This is a genomic window from Mucilaginibacter sp., from assembly GCF_039921305.1.
In the GTDB taxonomy this organism is placed as follows: Bacteria; Bacteroidota; Bacteroidia; order Sphingobacteriales; family Sphingobacteriaceae; genus Mucilaginibacter.
The window spans coordinates 22,893-42,870 of the sequence record NZ_JBDSCA010000039.1 but is presented as its reverse complement, the minus strand read 5'-3'; the positions used below and the strand labels follow the sequence as shown (position 1 = coordinate 42,870).

The window sequence follows — 19,978 nt, the reverse complement described above, 5'->3', positions numbered from 1 at the left end:
CCTATCCTTAACGCAAAAAAATCTTTATTCCCGATTCTTGCTTCTCAATTCTAAACCCTACCCTCTCTTATCCGCCTCTTCCAGCTTTTTTTGTATCTCTTTGATCAAACGCTGCGCGGCATCAATTAATTTAGGATCGCCCTCAAAAGCAGCATCAAACAATACCCGCTTGCTTTTACGCTTGTATTTAAATTCAATATAATAATGCGGAGCCTTAGCATCCTTACGCACACTGGTATCGTTAACCATATTCGTCGGAAAATCCCAAAAACCCAGATCAGCAGCTTTACGGTGTAAATACAGCAAATCATCTTTATTTAGTTTCAAATGCCCTTTAATTAACGAATCACGGGTGTTCAGATATTCATAATCCATCGTTTTTGAATTATATTTATTAACTAAACTATCGCCGGTACCATAATTAAAAACGATCGAATCAAACTCCGAAAACTTATACGGCGCATTTTTGATCATCATCCCATAATAATAAAAGCAATAAAGCATAAATGGCACTACAATGCTCAACAATAAAAATATCTTCTTCTTTCCGTTACTCATGTTGTTATTTAAAAGTCCAAAAGTAGAAAAATCAAAATCAAATCATCTAATAATAAAGTAAAACGTGGTTTTTTACGTCTCCATGAAATAAACACTACATTCAATCATTATCATTGCAACACAATTCAATTAACATGTCAAACACATTCGATACCATCGCTTCCATCATAAAAAATCGCCGTACAACAAAGCCGCCCGAAATGAACGGCCAAAAAATACCCGATGAGCAAATAACCGCACTGCTTGAATTAGCCGACTGGGCGCCAACCCATGCCAATACCGAACCCTGGAATTTCATCGTATACGCGCAACCAAAACTATTTGGCCAGCAACACGCCGAACTATATAAAGCCAATACACCGGCCAATGAGTATATGCAAATGACCTACGAAAAGCTACTCAACATGCCTAACAAAGCATCACACGTTATACTTTGCACTATGCAGCGTAAACCATTAACACGCATACCAGTACTCGAAGAAATTGCCGCCACAGCTTGTGCCATGCAAAACATACTATTAGGCGCTACAGCATTGGGGTTAGCCTCCTACTGGGGATCAGGCGGCATGATACACAGCCCGGCCATGAAACAATACTTAGGCTTAGGTGAGGATGATGTAGTATTAGGCGCGCTCTACCTCGGCTATTCCGATACCAAACCAACCGGCAAACGCAACATACCATTGAGCGAAAAAGTAACCTGGGTTAAGTAAATCGGATAATAACCGCGATAACAAATTATGGGTATATATGGGTGTTTTCATATTGCATATCCCGTGCGTCATTGTGTTACAATCTCTACAAAGCACATTCGACCGAGCCTATTGAACCAATAACCACAATAACAAATTATGGGTATATATGGGTATTTTCAAGAGGTCCTGATTCTTGTTCTTACCTCAATTATTTCATCCCCACAGCAGCCTTAAACGGCGCATAGTTAATAAAAGCGTTATAGATCACATCATGCCCTCTATCATTGGGGTGTACACCATCGCCGCAATTATAAATCAACTTGTAGCTCCATTGGCTATCACCTAACTGATTGAGATAATCGATCACATGGCCAGGGAAGGTTTTAGCAAGCAGTGTAGTAAAATTGCGTAATCTAAGGCGCTGATCATAACTAAAATTACGAGGTTGATTGGATGTTAAAATGTAAGGGATATTCTCTTTAACAAAAGTGCTAACAAGGGCTTTATAATTGTTCAATATCTCCTCATTAGTATAACCATTATTAATATCGTTTGATGGTAAGCTAACAATGATCAGTTTGGGATGTTTACGCAAGGCAACTGTTATGTTTCTTAAAGTATCAGCATCGGGGCGCTTTGTAACTTTAGCACCCTCTGTAGCGCGTACATGATAAGTAGTATATCCCGGAAAGGCGAGGTTAATGATCGTATCTTTTTTATCAACGGTTTTAAGCTTGGCGCGAAGTTTATAAACCCAGGTATTTTGAACCGACGATGCACCTTGCCCCCATGCGGTAGAGCCCCCGAGAATCACGATGTTATTTTGTTGAACTATGTTTAATGACTGGATAGATATGGCCGGGAGAACTTCTGTAGTACTATCTACAGGGGCAACATCAGTTTTAGAACAAGCGGCAATGGCTAAACATAACAAAGCACCACATACCAATAGTAGGTTTTTCTGCATACTTAATCAACAGTTTAATTCTTAGGGGGTTAAACTGTATCAAATATACAATTATATCGCGAAAGTTACAAATCTTTCGCCACATTTATTAGAAGCCCCGCTGTGCGCCAGAACCGCCATTATTACCCAAATGGATTCCCAAAACAAGTTCATGGGTACCGGTACTAACCGTATTTAAATTGGATGAGGTATAATCGTAAGAGTAACCTACCGACAGGAAGGAACTAATGGTAAAACCTATCATCCCCGCAACCGCATCATCCTGCCGGTATGAGCCCCCTATCCAAAAATGGTCGCGAAAAGCCATCTTCATATTTAAATCGATCGTATTTTGGGCCGGCTGAACAATTTTATACATGATGGATGGTATTAACGATACATCATCGGACAAGAAAAACTTATACCCGCCAGTTATATAAAAATGCGGAACGGTTTTACCCTGGTTATATACCGAACTGGTTGAAAAACTAAGCGTTTGTGGTACTAGCTGCTGCACAGATACACCTGCAAAGTACGTAGCCGAATATGCCCACACCCCAACGTTTAAATTAGGTTTGATCTGGCTGTAGTTGGCATTATTAATTGCCATATCCTGTGAGTTTTCAACACTGATAGCAGACGCGTCGAGGCTGATATTGGTGATGCCTGCGGATACCCCTGCCGATAGATTTAAATTGGGCCCTATCCCAATATGGTACGCATAAGTAACATCAATATTAGTTTGCCTTATGGGGCCTGCTTTATCACTCATTGCGGTAAAGCCAATACCATGGTGCGGCTCGGCAGCGCGATAGCTTTGAACAAAAGAACGCCCTATCGGGTTATCTCCGTTATCCGGCACCTGCAAGGCATCGCCCTGCACAAAATTATGCCCCAATGGCGCTGTAATACTAAAGAAAGTTGTAATGGGAGCACCTAATAAGCCACTCCACTGGTTACGGTAACCCGATTTAACGTCAACATAATTCTCAATACCGCTAACCGCCGGGTTAACCAGTAGCGGGTTAAAAATATATTGTGTGTATTGAGGCTGTTGCTGCCCCTTTACACCAATAAACATCAATAAAAGTATCGCAACAAAATAAAGTCTCTTCATTACCTGATTATTGTAACATAGCCGGCAATTTTACTCCGTCCATTTTTAGGATCTATAACATAATAATAAGTTCCAACCGGTAAATTAACGCCATTATAACGACCATCCCAAGGAGTTGCATATCCTACCGAATAAAAAACTCGTCCGCCGTCCCTGGTATACACCTCCACTGTACATCCGGGATAGGTATTAAGATCTTTAATATACCAGGTATCGTTATTACTATCGCCGTTAGGTGTAAAAGTATTAGGCACCGTTGGGGGCTGTAATACAGTAATTGTCAAACTATCGCTAACAGAACATGCCAAACTATCTGTTGTTGAAGTGACCGTGAGCCTATAGGTTGTATTAACCAATGGCGATGCCTTAGGGTATTCACTCGTAGGGTCGCTCAACCCCGCACTTGGCCACCATAAAAAGGTATTGGTACTGCCACCAATCACGGTGGGTTTTAACTGCGCTGGCTGTCCCAACAAAATAGTAACATCTTTGCCTGCCTTAACCGATGCTATGGGTTCAATTGTTATGGTATCCCGCGTAGTATCGGCACATCCAGTTGCGTTAAATATATAATAACAAGTTAATGAATGTTTGCCCGTACCCAATATTATCGGGTTTAAAACCCCATCCGGCGATCTGATATTATCAATATCAAAAACAGGCTTCCCTGCTGGCGCCGCAGTATATGTTGGCAATGCATAATCTCTTAATTGTAAAGGACTTGCATTCTGACAGATTTTGGCAGGCACATCAAATTTTGTTTTTGGGATGGGTTCAACATAAATGGTATCGTACACTTTAACACTAAAACAAGTTTCGCCAGAGTAAGCTATCATCGATGTAATGTACACCTTTTCAGTTAAATATTCTTTAGGATAAGTATAGGTAAATACCTGTCCCGAGTCCACACGCAGAGTCTGAACCGGCGTACCATCACCAAAATCAAATTTAAAACTGGTTATCTTACCATTTTCAAATCCACCTTCTACATAAGCATCGTTCCTGAATATCACTGGATTATTGCTGCAGATTTTATTACCGCCAATTATTTTAAAAGCAGCTTTGGGATTACCACCGTTAACCTGTATCGTTTGCGTTGTATCTTTAACGCAACCATAAGCCGAGGTAACGGTAAGCTTAACATCATACTTTCCAATACCTTTAAAGTGATGGCCCACCGTTTTGCCTGTCGCGGTATTGTTCGCGCCAGGGTCACCAAAATTCCAGGTATAAGTAAGCGCATCAATTGTGCTATCCGGTATCGATGATATAGCCGTAAAACGGGTAACCAGATCGTACTCGCAAACATCGGGCAAATTAAAGCTGGCTTTGGGTGTATAATTAACTGTAACATCTTTAACCAATATATTACTACAGCCTTTGTCTGTAACAACAGTTAAACTAACCTTATAAGGTTGCGCTTGCGCACTGGCAAAAGTATGCACAGGGCTCTTGGTCGTATCGGTCAAGTTATCCCCAAAATCCCACAACCAGGCAACTATTTTTCCTTCTGTGGTGGTTGATTTATCTGTAAACGTTACTGTTAATGGCTTTTCGCAAATGGGCTGTAAAGGTGTGGGTACAAATGCCACAACCGGCAATGCACGCACGTGTATAGTATCTAAAAATGTAGTAGCACAGCCTGTTGCCCCTGCAACCGTAAGCGATATAACATAATTACCAGCAACTTTATAAGCATGGCTTGGGCTGGCTATTACCGATGTATCGCCATCTCCAAACTTCCACTTCCATGTTTTTATCGGATTGTTCGATCCGTCAGATTGATCTGTAAATTGCACTACATCATTTAAACAAACAGAATCTTTTACGATACTGAATTTAGCTGGAGGTGGGTCAACAATAGTAAAGTTCAAATATATTTCATCGTTCGAGCCGCACTCGTTCAGTTGCGGGTCAAGCGATGTGATCTTAACATTATAACTTCCAGATTTGCTATAGGTTATCGCTTTTTTATAACTATACTTATATAAGTTGGTGGTATCATCCTTAACAATTACAGCAGGTACAGCGTTATAAACCGTATCAATAACATTATCACCAAAATTCCATATAATGCGGGCGGTTTGGTACGGTAACACAATTTGGGGAGTTAAGGTTACACCGGTACAGCTTGATGGTTGCACCTGGTTTGTAGTAGGATCAACATATTGTACATACTCATTCAAATTTTTAACATTGGTACCAGCCGCGTAACCGTATGACTCGGCATTACCAAAACCATATGCGGTAGCGTTGAAACCCTGGCTTGCGGATATATTGTGTGTAGCCCCTACTCCAACATTTAGCTGTGCAGTTGAATAGCCATTGCCTATAGCGGTAAATTTAGAAGCCTGGTTAACGCCATCCAAAATAAACGACGATGCTGCAGGCGTTGGTATTACCACATTTATAAAATTCAGAAGTGGGTTGATAGCTGCCTTAGCAGTTGAATAAAGTGTAACATGATCTATATTTTGTTCTATTGGGTTCAAATAGATCATTTCAGGGTCACCTACATCGCCTGTTTTATTGTGAGTCCCATCAGCTTTTTCCGATTGGGTAATAGAATACTGCGCAACCTGTATAGGTTTATCCGAACTGATCACGTTTACCTGTTCATTATAAAATTCGTAATAAAAATTATTTACCAAACCGGTAAGCTTGGTGCCATTAAGTGTAACAACAGCGGTTGGATCACTAACTACTACCCTAAAAATATCATAATCCCTTGATTTTAACGGAACGGTTATAAAATTTTTCCCCCATGAGGCTGTAGGATAAACCTGCTGTATCAAATTATCTGCCGATCCTGCGTTGTTTGTTATAGTGGGGCTACGGCCTATACTTATTTTACTACTTCCTGAGTAAACAGCAATACGCTTACACCCACTGCCTGTATTTACCGATTTAATCATTGTCCCCGTTAAATCTGTAAGAGAAAGCCCCTGGTATATCTGGCCCTTTTGCAATACTACCGAAAACTTGGTATTAGCGGCTTCGCCGTTAAGCAGTTTGGCAGTTGGTGTAATATCTACTTTTGTACTATCCTCAGTAGCAATTATCATAAAGGTAGAATAAGCCGGATTGTTATTTGATATCTGCTTATAATTGATCGAGTAATATTCGGTAGCTAAAGTATTTACAGGTAATACCAGTGTAGCTCCTGATACGCTGCCCAGGTAAATGTGAGCATATACAGCTATAGGCGCCGTACTTACAATATGTATCCCTTTTGACGTTACACTTTGAATGTTGCCTAAAAATGCTGCAGCCGGTATATCAATTATTGTAATTACATTGGCAACAACGTTAGCCGTTATCGGAGCAAAACTACCATCGGTAATAGTAACCGTAACTGTCGACGATACATCCGATGCAACATACAAACTCATCTTGGTGCCACCCGAAGGCGCCGTTATATGATCCATAAAACCCGTCCAGAACTCGGTACCGATGTTGGAATTTTGTGCATACAGGTTACTAACCGCAATCAGTAGCAAAATCAAAACCGCACACAATGCCCGCTGTATTCTCTTCACGTTTATTTTAATTCAGGGTATAAACCATTTAGGGGTAAGAAACTTTACATGGTTTACTACCTCTAAATGTAGATAAAAAATTTAAAACAACACATGCAAGCTACTATTTTGAATATATCCAATAGTAAACCTAAATCTGGTTTATAAAATTCACCTATTAATTCAATAAAATTAATAAGCAGGCATGAAAATTAAATGAAATTGAAACAGGTTTAATCCTTATTTAATGCGCAAAAAAATAGCTATTATCATCAGCCAATAACTATAATGCAGTATTAGTCAAATTGCTCAATTGTTTATTAGCCAGTTCGAGTTTATTGGCTAATTCGCGGTTCTCTTTACGCAGGTGGTATATTTCTATCGCGTTTTGAATATACATTTTCAGCTCTTCATCCGCCCAGGGCTTAACCAGGTATTTGTATACCTGCCCACGGTTAATAGCATCCATTACAGCATTAATATCGCTGAAACCGGTTAATAAAATTCGTATAGTATCCGGATAAACAGGTATAATTGACTCTAAGAACTCAATCCCCGTCATCACAGGCATCCGTTGGTCTGTCACAATAACGGCTATCTCGTTCTGCTCCAATATCTTTCTTCCTTCACGGGCAGATTGGGCTGCGTAAATATTAAAATCGCGCCTAAAAGCAGCCTTAAAGCTATTTAAATTATGTATTTCGTCGTCAATATATAAAACACCAAATTGCACCATTTAAACACTAAATTAAAAGAAATAAACCAAATCAACGGTAAATGTTATCGTTGATTGTGTATTTAACGAAAAAATAGGCAAAAAGTTTAATTTTCTATGCACATTTATATCCAAATTAAAATCTGCCGGTTTTTATAATGAAAAGAGTTTTGCTTTTTATCTTCCTGTTCATTAACGGATATTTTGCTTTCGCCGGATCAGATACCTTAACCATTCGCGAAAACGAAGTCATACTGATCAATCACCATTACTTCAAACAAATTAACGATCCCTCTAAAAAACTCACTTTCGATAGCATATTAAAGCGTACAGATTTTGTAGAGTCGCCAACCGATTTACCTAGCCTTAAAGTATCTAACCCGGTTGTGTGGTTAAAAATGGAAGTGAAAAACAACAGTAATCAAACCAATATTCCAATTACCATAGGTAGTACCATAATTGATAGTTTTGATGTTTTTTACCAAAATAAAAAAACAAGCCTGATAACCCATCTCGAGCCCGATCAATCAGATGTTGGTTACTTTTCGCCTAAAGAAACTATCATCAACTTCACCATCCAGCCCAATTCTACCCAAACTATTTATATCCGTATCCAAAGTAATTCCCCAAACGTTATCCCGATAGAGGTGTACAGCGAAAACAAATACTGGGAAAGTTATAGCTCAAAAAATACCGGTTTCGGCATATTTATAGGCATTGTATTGATCATGATATTTTACAATCTGTTTTTGTATTTTATTATTAAGGATAAAAGCTACCTATACTATGTATGTTACGTGTCGCTTTTAAGCTTATCGCAAGGTCTATTACACGGCTATCGCCTCCACTTTGCCGATGCCCTGATACTAAATAGCTATGTAACACCAATGGTCAGGGTGCTTTTATGGCTCTCTATAACCCTTTTTGTGAACCAATTTTTACAGCTTAAAAAACAGTACAAACATATTTATAAATATTTCCGGATACTGTTTTTTATTTGGGCGGTCCCGGTACTATTTATACTAATTGGCCGTACAAATATTGCTTATACCATAATTACCGTATGCTCTACCACAAGTAGCATTTTACTATTGATAATGGGAATATGGCTTTACCGCAATGGTGTAAAGCATGCTAAGTTTTTTATGCTGGCCTGGAGCTCGTTCCTCATATCAATACTAATTTCAGTAGGCCGAAACAAAGACATATTACCTTATAACAGCTTCACATCAAACGCGTTACTTTATGGCTTTGTGTTAGAGCTCGTGCTTTTCGCGATAGCTTTGGCCGATAAGATCAATTTCTATCGTGATCAAAACAACGACACACAATTCTTTGCCCTCCAAATAGCAAAAGAAAACGAAAAACTAATAACCGAGCAAAACATCCAATTAGAGAACATGGTTTTGGGCCGCACCAAAGAGCTGCTTGAGAGTAACGCCAACTTGCAAGGCCTCATTACTAACTTAAAGGCAGCCCAATCGCAATTGATCGAAACCGAAAAAATGGCCTCACTGGGCCAACTCACAGCCGGTATAGCGCACGAGATAAATAATCCCATCAACTTTGTTCGCTCTAATATTAAGCCGCTTAAACTTGATTTTAAAGACCTTTTTGATTTATTAGATCAATATGCTGCTATTGAACATCAGCCAGATTTGCCCGAAGCCTTTAAGGCGCCAATCGCGTTTAAACAAAAAATAGACCTTGATTTTATTAGAAAAGAGATCACCGATTTATTGGACGGCATAGAAGAAGGAGCATCACGCACTGCCGAAATTGTTCAAAGTCTGCGCGCCTTTAGCCGCACAGATGAGGTAGAACTAAAACCTGCCGATATTAATAAAAGCATATTAAACTCGTTGGTACTTTTGCGTAACACAATCCCTTACTATATTGAAATAACACCTGTTTTTGATAAGATAGAACCTATCAATTGCTACCCCGGTAAATTGAACCAGGTTTTTATGAACGTTATCCATAACAGCATACAAGCCATTATCGAAAAGAAAAAGCACAATAAAGAAAGCATCCTCATCCAAACAAAAGATTATCCGGATAACATCAGCATCGAAATTACCGATACCGGCGCAGGAATGACCGAAGAAGTAAAACAAAAAATGTTCGACCCATTTTTCACTACCAAAGATGTTGGTGAAGGCACCGGCCTGGGCCTCTCCATCGTATTCGGTATTATCGAAAAACACAAAGGAGCCATAGATGTAGCCTCCAAACGTGGCAAGGGGACTACTGTAGTAATTATGCTGCCGAAAACTTTGAGTTAGCAGCAAGCTTCAAGTCACAAGCTACAAGCTTTATAATCACTAACAGCTTGTAGCCTGAAGCTTGCTACCTAAAGCTCCCCCTTACGCTTCTTCCTTAAAATAAACTTTATAAAAGTTCATCGCCTTATCATCGTCAAAACCCTTTTCAATCAATTCCTTATCACCATGAATATAGATATGGAAATTTCTGTCCAGCTTTAAAACGCTTTTGTAAACCCGCCCCTGCTTTTTAACTGCCGCGTCAGATATATCAAACGTTGATGCTATTTCCGTTTCATAATCCTGCTCATATTGCTGCTTATAAGTTTTAAACGATTCAATAGCCTGTAGGTTGCCCAATACTTCGCCCGCAAATTCATCCATGTCAAAGGTTTCTTTTTCCTTAAAATACTTCATCGATTTGTTCAGCAGATCTATCTTATCAGCCTTGCTCAGCTCAAATTCATCGTCTATTTTTTGGGTTACAAAATTTTTGTAAATACTTAGCGTATTGCTGGTTTGGTTAAAGCTATCGTTGCGTATCTTCAATTTTAAAAAATCGTCCTTCCAGTAAACAGCTTCATTACTCTTGTTTGTTTGGTCTATTACCAAAACTTTGTAACCATCTTCCTTATCGCTGTTAAATATTAAACAACCTTTATCCAGTTTGTTAATATTGATACCGTTTTCTTCATACTCTAAATTAAAACCGCCCTTATCGGGATATACCTTTAAATAGGTTTCTTTAGTTTCCGATTTAAATATCCCTATCGCGTCAAGCAACTCCCCTTCCAGTTGCACATCCTTAAACAATGCCACATATAACTCGCCCGATTTTATCTTAGGATGATTAGTACTATCAAACAAAAACTTAGTGATCTGCTGGCTTACCTCGTGAAAACGCGCCGGATTATTAAATACTTCGCCCGCGAAATGGAATAGTTCATTCAAACTCAGTTCACTGGAGTGCATAAAGTGATAAACTTCGTTTACCTTCTCAAATGGGGTTAAAAAGTATTGCATTAACAGCTTGTTCAGCAATTCATCCGTAATGCCAATTGGGTCGTCAGATAATACGTAAAACTCATCTAACAGTTTATTACCAACCCTATGTACCGAAAGTTGCTCCATCGAAGCTTCAAAAGATGCGATCATATTATGATTTTAGAAATGCAAAGAAAGTAAATTAAAAAGATTGTAATTAAGATGTTGATATATTTAAAAAATTATAAATAAATTCATTGGATATTGAAATATTAAGTATCTTGCTTAAAATAAGCAACATATATGAATATTTTTATTGGGAACCTGCCTTATAAAATTCAGGAATCGGAGTTGCGGGAGCTTTTTGAAGATTATGGTGAACTAACATCTTTAAAAATTATTACCGATAAGCAAACCGGCCAGAGCAAAGGATTTGGCTTTGCCGAAATGCCCGATCGCGAATCGGCCCTTAAAGCTCTTGAAGACCTGAACGAAGCAGAAATTTACGGCCGCCACATTGTTGTAAAGGAAGCAGAGGAAAGGCCAAAAACTTCAAGACCAGGTGGATTTAGCGGAGGCGGATATAAAGGCAGCTCCGACAGAAACAAATAGTTCCCCCTCTCCCTAAACCCTCTTCACTTTCGGCATTCTGCCGGATTATGTGAATATTATTTCTCTATTCTGCCAATATCATAATTTTCTAAATTTAGCCAGAAACAATATTTGTAGTTTAAAATTCATTTTTAAACTATTTATTTGAATTTTATTCAGATAAACAATAGATTCACAGAATGATTGGCGAAAACGATATCATTCTTGATAAAACAGATCTGCATATTTTAAGGCTCATGCAGCAAAATGCACGCATATCAAACGCGGATATGGCGCGCGAACTCAACATGGCACCATCCGGCGTATTGGAACGCGTTAAAAAGCTGGAGCAAAAGGGGGTTATCTTACAATATACAACCCGTTTAAACCCAACGGTGCTGCAACAAAAATTATTGGCATTCATTTTTATGAAAGCTGCCGACGGACCGGGTTCAAACACTACATCATTAGAATTAGCCAAAATTCCCGAAGTACAAGAAGTTCATCATGTAGCCGGTGATGATTGCTATCTCATTAAAGTCCGCACTTATGATTCTGCTTCGCTAATGCAGCTCATGCGCAACAGCTTTAGCAAAATACCAAACATACTTTCAACCCGTACAACCATTGTGCTCGAAACTGTGAAGGAAGAGCAACAATTGGTAATACCTTAATACATGTATCATGCCGTCAGCTCAAAAAACCGTTTCGCCGTTATTGGTTATTATAGCCTTTGCTACTGTTTATATTGTATGGGGTTCAACCTACTTTTTTATACAAATGGGCGAGCGTGGTTTTCCGCCAATGTTATTGGGGGCTATCCGCTTTTTCAGCGCAGGCCTATTGCTAATTACCTGGTGCGCTATTAAAGGCGAAAAACTATTTGTTTGGCAAAATGTAAAACATGCCGCCGTGAGTGGCATACTTCTATTGTTTGTGGCCAACGGTACAGTTATATGGAGCGAACAAACGTTGCCAAGTGCCATGGTAGCCATCATGGTATCGGCCGCTCCTATTTGGTTTGTGGTGTTGGATAAAGCCAAATGGGCCGAAAACTTTAAAAGTAAATCAACTATTTTTGGTTTGCTGATAGGCTTTGCCGGTGTGATATTACTCTTTGGTGAGCAGATCATGAAATCATTCAACCAAACCGATGGCCAATCCAAACTTTGGGGAATGCTAATGCTAGTAGTTGCATCTATAGCATGGCCATCCGGCTCGTTATATGCTAAATATAAAGCTACCGAAGGCTCGGTAATGGTAAACACAGCCTGGCAAATGATCATAGCCGGACTGGTATTTATACCCGGCGTATTTATTCACAACGAATTGCCTGGTATGAACTGGCAAGCCATTCCGCTTAATGCCTGGTTAGCTTTGATCTATCTGATATTATTTGGCTCCATTGCAGCGTTTAGCGCTTATGTATGGTTGCTACAGGTTAGGCCCGCAACACAGGTAAGCACTTACGCCTATGTAAACCCGGTGATAGCCGTAATATTGGGCATCTTTTTCGCTCACGAAAATATTTCTTTATTGCAGATAGTTGGCCTCATTATTATTTTAGGGAGCGTACTATTGATCAATTTAGCCAAATATCAAAAAGAAGGGCAAGCAAAACCGCTAACGAATTAGCATAAGTACTTTCTGGTACTTATTATTTCGACAATTAGTTTTTAACTTGCATAACCATAGATAAATCTATAAGTATGCTGCGCATTGTTTTTTTATCATCTCTTATCTGTATCTCCGTAGCAGCTTATGCACAAGAAACCATTATAGAAAAAGGGAAATATTCTCCCTGGATAACAGAAGAATATCATGTTTTAAAAAATGCAACCAATATTAAACATGGCACATATAGAGCATTTTATAATAAAAAGACTGTAATTGCCGCGGGTATATATGTTCAAGGCAAAAAGGCGGGCATGTGGCATTTCTATAATAGCTCTGGCAAAGTAGTACAGCACTATAATTTCGATACACAACAGCCACTTTTATTGGTGAATAATGAGTTACCACCCAATCTTATCCAATACGAGTTTTTACCTAAGCCTGCCGATACCGATTCTTTAACGCTTCCTGTTAAAATTGGTGGTGTATTGTATGGCTACTTACCTTATATCAATAAATTTAAAGTTAAAAATAACAAAGAATACGTTGAGGGATCATTATACGGTATCCTGGAAATATTAGTAAGCCCCGCTGGTCGGTTAGCCGAATGCAAGTTATTGGTGCGCGCCAAAGTATGGAAAAACAACCAATGGCTGCCAGATATTATAGACAGCTACATACTAAACCCCGAACTACTGAGCGAGGATGAAAAAATGTTTGCCCCTGGTACAGTTAATAAACAAAAAGTACCATCTACTATATACATTTACTGCACAATTAAATCCAACGGGCGCATTGCTATATATTAGAGCCTACAACTCCTTTTTATCAACTTCTTTTAGCTTTGTAGTAGGTATACCAATGCTATTAAACACGTTAAAATCTTTAACCTGTTTTAACATAAATGTAGAGGATCCAGCAGCTTTTTGAGCGCGGATGTGTTGAAAATCGGCACCGGTAACATTATCCAAAACATAAGCAGGGCGCATATCATCCTGCATAAAGCTAACCTCAACATCACTAACTTTTAAGTATTTCACATGCCTGATAAAAAAACCGTACGAAGGCGTTGTTTTAAACGACGATGGCTCGGGATATCCCTTCTCCAATTCCGGTACTTCGGTAACTATTTGCTCTTTAGTGCCACCACCTTTAAAATATAAGCGAATGTTACTCAGGGTCAGATCTTCAATATCATGCCCTGGTATACCGCTTATTAAAGCGCCTTGCTCAGCATCAACATTATAAGCTATTACGTTGCTTATGATAACCCGCTTTAAACTGCCAACCGGTGTACCTTCTGGGCCTCGCATCCGGGCACCTAAACGTATAAATATGGGCGTATTTACAATATCGCGCATCGTGATATTGGTGATGGTTACATCCTCTAACAACGCTCCGTCCACCGTTTCTAAAGCCAAGCCGCGGCAATAATCAAATACACAGTTGGATATGGTAACATTTTTATACCCACCGTTTGATTCTGTACCCAATTTAATGCGGCCAATTGGCTTACCCTTCATCACCGCGTTCGGGTCGCGCTTATAGGTTCCATCTAAAAGTGAACCCTCATCATATCCCGAAACCTGACAATTGGTAATGGTGACGTTTTCTAATGAACGGGCATAGTTGAGCGAGTAATCACTCTTTAAACAGATCCCATCATCCTGCGGCGAATTCACAAAGCAATTTGATACCCTTACATTTTTACACGATATGATATCCATACCATCGCGGTTGGTATCCATTTTCAAATTATCGATGGTCATGTTATCAACGCCAGTTAGCAGCAACACAAACCAGCCGCCATGTTGTACGGTAAAATCACGCAGTATCACATTGCGGCATAATCGTAAACTGATGGTTTTATTCCCAAAACCTTCGTTAACTGTAGTTTTGGTTGATGTGCGTAACAAGCCTTTACCCCATATTTTACCCGGACCGGTAATGGATATATTCTCCAGGTTTTCACCAAATATCAAACTGTTATGAAAATGACTATGTCCGTAATCCTGATATATCTCGTTGGCATTCTTCTCTGGCAAGTCATACCCTTTTTCATCAGCAATAATGGTAGCGCCATGATCAAGGTATAAGCCAACATTACTTTTTAAATGTATGGTTACCGAAAGGTAATCTCCGGCTGGGAAATAAACTGTGCCCCCTCCTGCCGCGGCCGCGGTTTCTATGGCTTTATCAATAGCCCTGGTATCAACAGTTTTACCATTGCCTGTAGCCCCATAGGTTTTAACGCTGTAAAAGCCAGTGGTTTGAGCTTTGGCTGTTGCCGATAAAGTGAGTATTGCAATTAAACTTACACTTAAAAAGTGATGGCAGTTTTTCATAAAAAGGATGTAATTGGTTTACACACCTAATTAAAGAAAAATATTACAAACGAGGAACTTTATAGTGTAGAACACACAATTGTTACGAAGAGTAACCAATCTTTAAAACTTGTCATAGCAAGCCTGTTTGCCAACGGGCTTGCTATGACAAAAGTTTAATTAATGTTTTATGACCGATGCTGCTGGTTCATCTAAAAACCAATGCACATCAGCATCCGTTCGAATTAGTTGCGCCGGGTATTCTTCAATATTCCTTGCATCTTCAAGTACATGATGAACAGCTTCTGCTTTACCTCCGCCGTATACTAAAAAAGCGATGTATCTGGCCTGGTTAATTAGCAGAGCAGTAAAGCTGATACGGTAAACCTGCTGATCTTCCAGCCAAACCGGTTCAACAGATGCCGTAATATCGTGCAGAATGGTAGTGTGCGGAAATAGAGAAGCCGTGTGCGAATTATCGCCCAGGCCTAACAATACTAAATCAAAAACAGCAGTTTCGTGATTAAAAAAATTCTTGATATTATCGGTATATTCTTTGGCCGCTTCATCAGGGCTATGCATGGTGTTTACCTTAAATAGGTGATTATGCTCAATATTTAAGGGATCAAACAAAGCTTTTTTAGCCATCAAGGCATTACTATCGGGATGGGTGTCCAAAACATTGCGCTCATCACCAAAAAAGAAATAAACTTTGGCCCACTCTACCTGATCTTTATAATCTGCCGAAGCTAATAGCTCATACAATGCTTTAGGCGAACTTCCACCCGATAAAGCAACCGTAAAACGGCCATGAGTGGCAATAGCTTCGCTGGCACATTTTACAAAAAAATCAGCCAGACCGGTTAATACCTCATTAGTAGTTTTAAATATATTAAGCGTAGGCATGTTATTTCTTTTTCTTATTGTTGTTTAACGGCAACGTAAACCAGTGGAAACCATCGCGGGCAATTAATGCTTCGGCAATTTCCGGGCCCCATGAGTCGGCCGCGTAGTTAGGGAAGCTCAGGCTCTTTTTGGTTTGCCATGCGTTCAATATCGGCATAATCAGATCCCACGCAGCTTCAACCTGGTCGCCACGCATAAACAGGGTTTGATCGCCCAGCATGGTATCCAGTAACAAAGTTTCATACGCTTCAGGGGCTTGTCCTTCATACGTACCGCTGTAATCAAACACCATATCAACAGCGTTCAATATCATATCCAAGCCAGGGCGTTTAGCCTGAACCTGTAAACGGATACTCATTTCGGGCTGTATGCTGATGATGAGCCTGTTTTGCTGCCAGCTTTCGGTTGCTTCCGAAGGGAACACAAAGTGTGGAACATCCTTAAATTGTATACTGATAACCGACGACGATTGGTGTAAGCGTTTACCGGTACGTACATAGAACGGTACACCTTGCCAGCGCCAGTTATCTACAAAAAACTTAACCGCGGCAAACGTTTCAGTATTCGATTCCGGGTTAACTTTGTTTTCTTCGCGGTAGCCCGGTACTTGTTTACCTTCTATCCACCCGCTGCTATATTGACCACGAACTGCTGAATGGCGGATATCCTCCGCAGTAAATTTGCGCATAGCGCGTAACACTTCAACTTTACGGTTACGTAATTCTTCGGCGCTAAAATCAATTGGCACTTCCATCGCCACAAGGCAAAGCAATTGCAAAATATGATTTTGGATCATATCGCGCATAGCGCCGGCGCCGTCGTAATAATCGCCACGCTCGCCCATACCCAATTGCTCGGTTACGGATATTTGCACGTGTTCGATATAGTTACGGTTCCACAGTGGTTCCAAAATCGCGTTAGCAAAACGGAACGCCATAATGTTTTGCACGGTTTCTTTACCCAAGTAATGATCTATACGATAGATTTGTTTTTCATCGTATAGGTCACCAAGCAACTTGTTCAACTCGCGGGCTGTTTCTAAATCATGTCCAAATGGTTTTTCAATTACCACACGTACACGCTCGATATCCGAAGCTAAACCAGCTTTAGCGATGTTGCTCGATATGATCGGGAAAAAATCAGGCGATACGGCAAGATAGTATATCACATACGGCTCTTGCCCCCACTCTTCACGTTTCTCTTTGATCTTAGCACCAAACTCTTTATAGGTTTCCGCATCTTTGGCATCTGATACCTGGTACATTACGTTTTGCGAGAACGTTTTCCACTTATCGGCTTTAGTTTTACCGCTGCGCGAGAAGTTGTTAACGCCTTCAAACATTTTACCCTGAAAATCCTCATCGCTCAATTTGGTACGGCCTGTACCAACAATAGCAAACTGCTCGGGCATAAAGCCGTCAAGAAATAAATTATAAAGCGCAGGTGCCAGCTTACGCGAACTCAAGTCGCCGGTAGCACCAAATATGAAGAATATGGTAGGTTGTGATTTTATAGTTTTCATGACAGATATTTCTGGTCGTCAATTTATATAAGTATCGGCAATATATTGCAATTATTTAGGCATCCATTGTGTATGGAAAACGCCTTCTTTGCCAATTAAAGCATAAGTGTGCGCGCCAAAATAATCACGTTGCGCCTGTGTCAGGTTTGATGGCATATCAGCAGTACGGAAGTTATCAAAATAACTTAACGAAGCCGCGTAAGCCGGAATAGCGATACCCGCGCTCACGGCAGCGGCAATTACATTACGTGTACCCGGTAAAGCGCCAACAACTAAATCCTTCACATCGCCATCCAATAGCAAGTGTTCCAGTTTGGTATCTTTACCATACGCGTTATAAATTTGCTCTAAGAAAGTTGAACGAATGATACATCCGCCTCTCCATATCTTAGCTATTTCATCTAATTTTAATTCGTATTTATATTCAGCTGATGCTTTTGATAACATGTGCATACCTTGAGAATAGGTAATGATCATGCTGAAGAAATATGCATCTTCCAGTGCTTTCAAAAACTCATCTTTATTAACCGAAAGCGGTTCGCTGGTGCTATATAATTCGGATGCTTTGATACGCAGCGATTTATATTTAGACAGATCACGCATAGACACAGCAGAATCTACCGATGGGATTGGTGTTTCCAGGTTCATCGCTTCTTGCGAAGTCCATTTACCTGTACCCTTAGCACGGGCCTCATCCTTAATATCGTTAACCAATAAATGGCTTGCACCAGGCTCTTTATAAGTAAATATATCACGGGTTATCTCGATCAGGAATGATTGCAAACGGCCGTTGTTCCATTTCTCAAATACCCCATGAATTTCGCTATCACTTAACTTTAAGCCATTGCGTAATATTTCATAAGTCTCGGCAATTAATTGCATCAAAGCGTACTCAATACCGTTATGCACCATCTTCACAAAGTGACCAGATGCACCGGGCCCAATGTAAGTTACACATGGAGCGCCATCAACCTTAGCGGCGATAGATTCCAGTATCGGCTTCATTACGTTATAAGCTTCTTTATCACCACCCGGCATCATGCTTGGGCCTTTACGCGCGCCTTCTTCGCCACCAGAAACTCCCATACCGAAGAAATGGAAGCCCTTACTTTCCAGGTAATCAACCCTGCGGTTGGTATCGGTAAAGTGCGAGTTACCACCGTCTATCAATATATCGCCCTTGGCTAAAAATGGCAATAACTCTTCAATAACTTCGTCAACAATTTTACCGGCAGGTACCAGCATCATAATTGCTTTCGGGCTGGTTAAGCTAGCTACAAAAGGTTCAACCTCGCTAAAGCCTTTAACTTTCTTTCCCGCACCTTCTTTTTCAAGCTGTGCGCCCTTAGTAGCATCTTTATCAAAACCGGCACCGGCAACGCCATGATCGGCCATGTTTAACAACAGGTTGCGGCCCATTGTTCCCAAACCTATCATTCCAAAATTGTATTTATCCATTGTGTTAGTTATTGTATTATTGGTTATTGAGTTATCACTCCCGCGTCATTACGAGGTACAAAGCAATCTCTTTAGGCAGAGCCGCTGTGCAAGTCCACCTTGTAGGTCGGGGATTGCTTCGTACTTCGCAAAACTCGTTATATCTTAATTATTTTCTTGCTTCAACCTCTCTAATATCGCTTTCGTTTCTTCAAAATCAGTATGCTGGTACGCTTGTATACCCAACTTTTGTGCTGTGGTAACAAACATTACCCTATCGTCAAAATACACACATTCTTTTTGGCCTACTTGGGCTATCCCCATAGCCAGTTTAAATATTCCCGGGTCGGGCTTGCGCATTTTAACCTCGCACGATGAAATGAACGCGTCAAAACACTCATGTAACCTAAACTTTTCAACCCGGTAATCATTCAGTTCTTTGCCTTCGTTATTGATGGATATGATACGGAAACCGCAGGTTTTTTTCCACTCTTTAAGCCAGGCCAGCATATCAGGCAATTCAACCGACTGCGCGTATATAAACTCTTTAAAATCTTCGCGTGTAAAATCCCGGTGCTCGGTAAAAATTACGGTGTCCAGGTAATCATCCAATGTAATGCTGCCAATTTCATATACGTTAAATATAAAATTGTGCAGCACATTCATTTCAGCATAATCCAGTCCGAATTTTTCAGCAGCTACCTTGCGGGATTCATGCCCCCATCCGTTGCTCAGCAAAATGCCCCCAACATCAAAGAACAGTACTTTTACAGGCTGATTTTTCATT

17 protein-coding genes are annotated in these 19,978 nt (G+C 40.1%); 6 read left to right on the top strand and 11 right to left on the bottom strand.

Translation table 11 applies throughout. The features are described 5' to 3' along the window. Positions 1–57: 57 nt before the first annotated feature. Entirely contained in the window at positions 58–558 is a 501-nt protein-coding gene (locus ABIN91_RS10710; RefSeq protein WP_348051091.1) for a hypothetical protein, read from the bottom strand. 134 nt (positions 559–692) lie between these two features. Between ABIN91_RS10710 and ABIN91_RS10705 the strand changes: the two genes are divergently transcribed. Further along, positions 693–1,271 (top strand): nitroreductase, encoded by a 579-nt coding sequence (locus ABIN91_RS10705; RefSeq protein WP_348051090.1) that lies wholly within the window; start codon positions 693–695, stop codon positions 1,269–1,271. A gap of 190 nt (positions 1,272–1,461) precedes the next feature. Here ABIN91_RS10705 and ABIN91_RS10700 read toward each other — a convergent pair whose 3' ends face one another. The 4 genes from ABIN91_RS10700 to ABIN91_RS10685 all read right to left on the bottom strand — a co-directional run bounded on the left by ABIN91_RS10700 (position 1,462) and on the right by ABIN91_RS10685 (position 7,570). After that, complete coding sequence (locus ABIN91_RS10700; protein WP_348051089.1) at positions 1,462–2,220, bottom strand: SGNH/GDSL hydrolase family protein; 759 nt, start codon at positions 2,218–2,220, stop codon at positions 1,462–1,464. A gap of 88 nt (positions 2,221–2,308) precedes the next feature. Continuing rightward, positions 2,309–3,316 (bottom strand): type IX secretion system membrane protein PorP/SprF, encoded by a 1,008-nt coding sequence (locus tag ABIN91_RS10695; protein WP_348051088.1) that lies wholly within the window; start codon positions 3,314–3,316, stop codon positions 2,309–2,311. Next, positions 3,316–6,855, bottom strand: a complete 3,540-nt coding sequence (locus ABIN91_RS10690) for a PKD domain-containing protein (RefSeq protein ID WP_348051087.1) — start codon at positions 6,853–6,855, stop codon at positions 3,316–3,318. The genes ABIN91_RS10695 and ABIN91_RS10690 overlap by 1 nt, the downstream gene beginning before the upstream one ends. A gap of 262 nt (positions 6,856–7,117) precedes the next feature. Then, a complete protein-coding gene (locus ABIN91_RS10685; protein WP_348051086.1) occupies positions 7,118–7,570 on the bottom strand; it encodes a response regulator in 453 nt (150 codons plus the stop codon). 137 nt (positions 7,571–7,707) lie between these two features. Here ABIN91_RS10685 and ABIN91_RS10680 point away from each other — a divergent pair, with 137 nt between their 5' ends. Continuing rightward, entirely contained in the window at positions 7,708–9,834 is a 2,127-nt protein-coding gene (locus ABIN91_RS10680) for a 7TM diverse intracellular signaling domain-containing protein (RefSeq protein WP_348051085.1), read from the top strand. 81 nt (positions 9,835–9,915) lie between these two features. Here ABIN91_RS10680 and ABIN91_RS10675 read toward each other — a convergent pair whose 3' ends face one another. Further along, positions 9,916–10,968 carry a nucleoid-associated protein gene (locus ABIN91_RS10675; RefSeq protein WP_348051084.1) on the bottom strand — a complete coding sequence of 351 codons (1,053 nt, stop codon included), beginning with the start codon at positions 10,966–10,968 and terminating at the stop codon, positions 9,916–9,918. Between the two features lie 132 nt (positions 10,969–11,100). Between ABIN91_RS10675 and ABIN91_RS10670 the strand changes: the two genes are divergently transcribed. The 4 genes from ABIN91_RS10670 to ABIN91_RS10655 all read left to right on the top strand — a co-directional run bounded on the left by ABIN91_RS10670 (position 11,101) and on the right by ABIN91_RS10655 (position 13,811). Then, positions 11,101–11,409, top strand: coding sequence for an RNA-binding protein (locus ABIN91_RS10670; RefSeq protein ID WP_348051083.1), 309 nt, complete (start codon positions 11,101–11,103; stop codon positions 11,407–11,409). Positions 11,410–11,588: 179 nt separating this feature from the next. Next, a complete protein-coding gene (locus tag ABIN91_RS10665) occupies positions 11,589–12,062 on the top strand; it encodes an Lrp/AsnC family transcriptional regulator (protein ID WP_348051082.1) in 474 nt (157 codons plus the stop codon). Positions 12,063–12,072: 10 nt separating this feature from the next. Further along, entirely contained in the window at positions 12,073–13,023 is a 951-nt protein-coding gene (locus tag ABIN91_RS10660; protein WP_348051081.1) for an EamA family transporter, read from the top strand. Between the two features lie 74 nt (positions 13,024–13,097). Further along, entirely contained in the window at positions 13,098–13,811 is a 714-nt protein-coding gene (locus ABIN91_RS10655; protein ID WP_348051080.1) for a hypothetical protein, read from the top strand. A gap of 3 nt (positions 13,812–13,814) precedes the next feature. On the opposite strand, the gene ABIN91_RS10650 is transcribed toward ABIN91_RS10655, so the two are convergent. From ABIN91_RS10650 to ABIN91_RS10630, 5 genes are all read right to left on the bottom strand, one after another. Next, the gene (locus ABIN91_RS10650; RefSeq protein ID WP_348051079.1) at positions 13,815–15,347 is read right to left on the bottom strand and encodes a glycoside hydrolase family 28 protein; all 1,533 of its coding nucleotides are present in this window, start codon (positions 15,345–15,347) and stop codon (positions 13,815–13,817) included. 159 nt (positions 15,348–15,506) lie between these two features. Beyond that, a complete protein-coding gene (gene pgl / locus ABIN91_RS10645; protein ID WP_348051078.1) occupies positions 15,507–16,232 on the bottom strand; it encodes a 6-phosphogluconolactonase in 726 nt (241 codons plus the stop codon). A 1-nt stretch (position 16,233) separates the two neighbouring features. Next, positions 16,234–17,754 carry a glucose-6-phosphate dehydrogenase gene (zwf, locus tag ABIN91_RS10640; protein WP_348051077.1) on the bottom strand — a complete coding sequence of 507 codons (1,521 nt, stop codon included), beginning with the start codon at positions 17,752–17,754 and terminating at the stop codon, positions 16,234–16,236. Between the two features lie 51 nt (positions 17,755–17,805). Next, on the bottom strand, positions 17,806–19,212 hold the full coding sequence (gndA, locus tag ABIN91_RS10635) for an NADP-dependent phosphogluconate dehydrogenase (RefSeq protein WP_348051076.1): 1,407 nt from the start codon (positions 19,210–19,212) through the stop codon (positions 17,806–17,808). A gap of 144 nt (positions 19,213–19,356) precedes the next feature. Then, positions 19,357–19,977, bottom strand: coding sequence for an HAD-IA family hydrolase (locus ABIN91_RS10630; protein WP_348051075.1), 621 nt, complete (start codon positions 19,975–19,977; stop codon positions 19,357–19,359). Between the last annotated feature and the right edge of the window lies 1 nt (position 19,978).

What these genes read in the sequence shown, in the direction of transcription:
- ABIN91_RS10655 (WP_348051080.1), top strand. Translation starts at nt 13,098, where the DNA reads ATGCTGCGCATTGTTTTTTTATCATCTCTTATCTGTATCTCCGTAGCA.
- ABIN91_RS10670 (WP_348051083.1), top strand. Translation starts at nt 11,101, where the DNA reads ATGAATATTTTTATTGGGAACCTGCCTTATAAAATTCAGGAATCGGAG.
- ABIN91_RS10710 (WP_348051091.1), bottom strand. Translation starts at nt 558, where the DNA reads ATGAGTAACGGAAAGAAGAAGATATTTTTATTGTTGAGCATTGTAGTG.
- gndA (WP_348051076.1), bottom strand. Translation starts at nt 19,212, where the DNA reads ATGGATAAATACAATTTTGGAATGATAGGTTTGGGAACAATGGGCCGC.
- zwf (WP_348051077.1), bottom strand. Translation starts at nt 17,754, where the DNA reads ATGAAAACTATAAAATCACAACCTACCATATTCTTCATATTTGGTGCT.
- pgl (WP_348051078.1), bottom strand. Translation starts at nt 16,232, where the DNA reads ATGCCTACGCTTAATATATTTAAAACTACTAATGAGGTATTAACCGGT.
- ABIN91_RS10630 (WP_348051075.1), bottom strand. Translation starts at nt 19,977, where the DNA reads ATGAAAAATCAGCCTGTAAAAGTACTGTTCTTTGATGTTGGGGGCATT.
- ABIN91_RS10705 (WP_348051090.1), top strand. Translation starts at nt 693, where the DNA reads ATGTCAAACACATTCGATACCATCGCTTCCATCATAAAAAATCGCCGT.
- ABIN91_RS10665 (WP_348051082.1), top strand. Translation starts at nt 11,589, where the DNA reads ATGATTGGCGAAAACGATATCATTCTTGATAAAACAGATCTGCATATT.
- ABIN91_RS10685 (WP_348051086.1), bottom strand. Translation starts at nt 7,570, where the DNA reads ATGGTGCAATTTGGTGTTTTATATATTGACGACGAAATACATAATTTA.
- ABIN91_RS10660 (WP_348051081.1), top strand. Translation starts at nt 12,073, where the DNA reads ATGCCGTCAGCTCAAAAAACCGTTTCGCCGTTATTGGTTATTATAGCC.
- ABIN91_RS10680 (WP_348051085.1), top strand. Translation starts at nt 7,708, where the DNA reads ATGAAAAGAGTTTTGCTTTTTATCTTCCTGTTCATTAACGGATATTTT.
- ABIN91_RS10650 (WP_348051079.1), bottom strand. Translation starts at nt 15,347, where the DNA reads ATGAAAAACTGCCATCACTTTTTAAGTGTAAGTTTAATTGCAATACTC.
- ABIN91_RS10675 (WP_348051084.1), bottom strand. Translation starts at nt 10,968, where the DNA reads ATGATCGCATCTTTTGAAGCTTCGATGGAGCAACTTTCGGTACATAGG.
- ABIN91_RS10700 (WP_348051089.1), bottom strand. Translation starts at nt 2,220, where the DNA reads ATGCAGAAAAACCTACTATTGGTATGTGGTGCTTTGTTATGTTTAGCC.
- ABIN91_RS10695 (WP_348051088.1), bottom strand. Translation starts at nt 3,316, where the DNA reads ATGAAGAGACTTTATTTTGTTGCGATACTTTTATTGATGTTTATTGGT.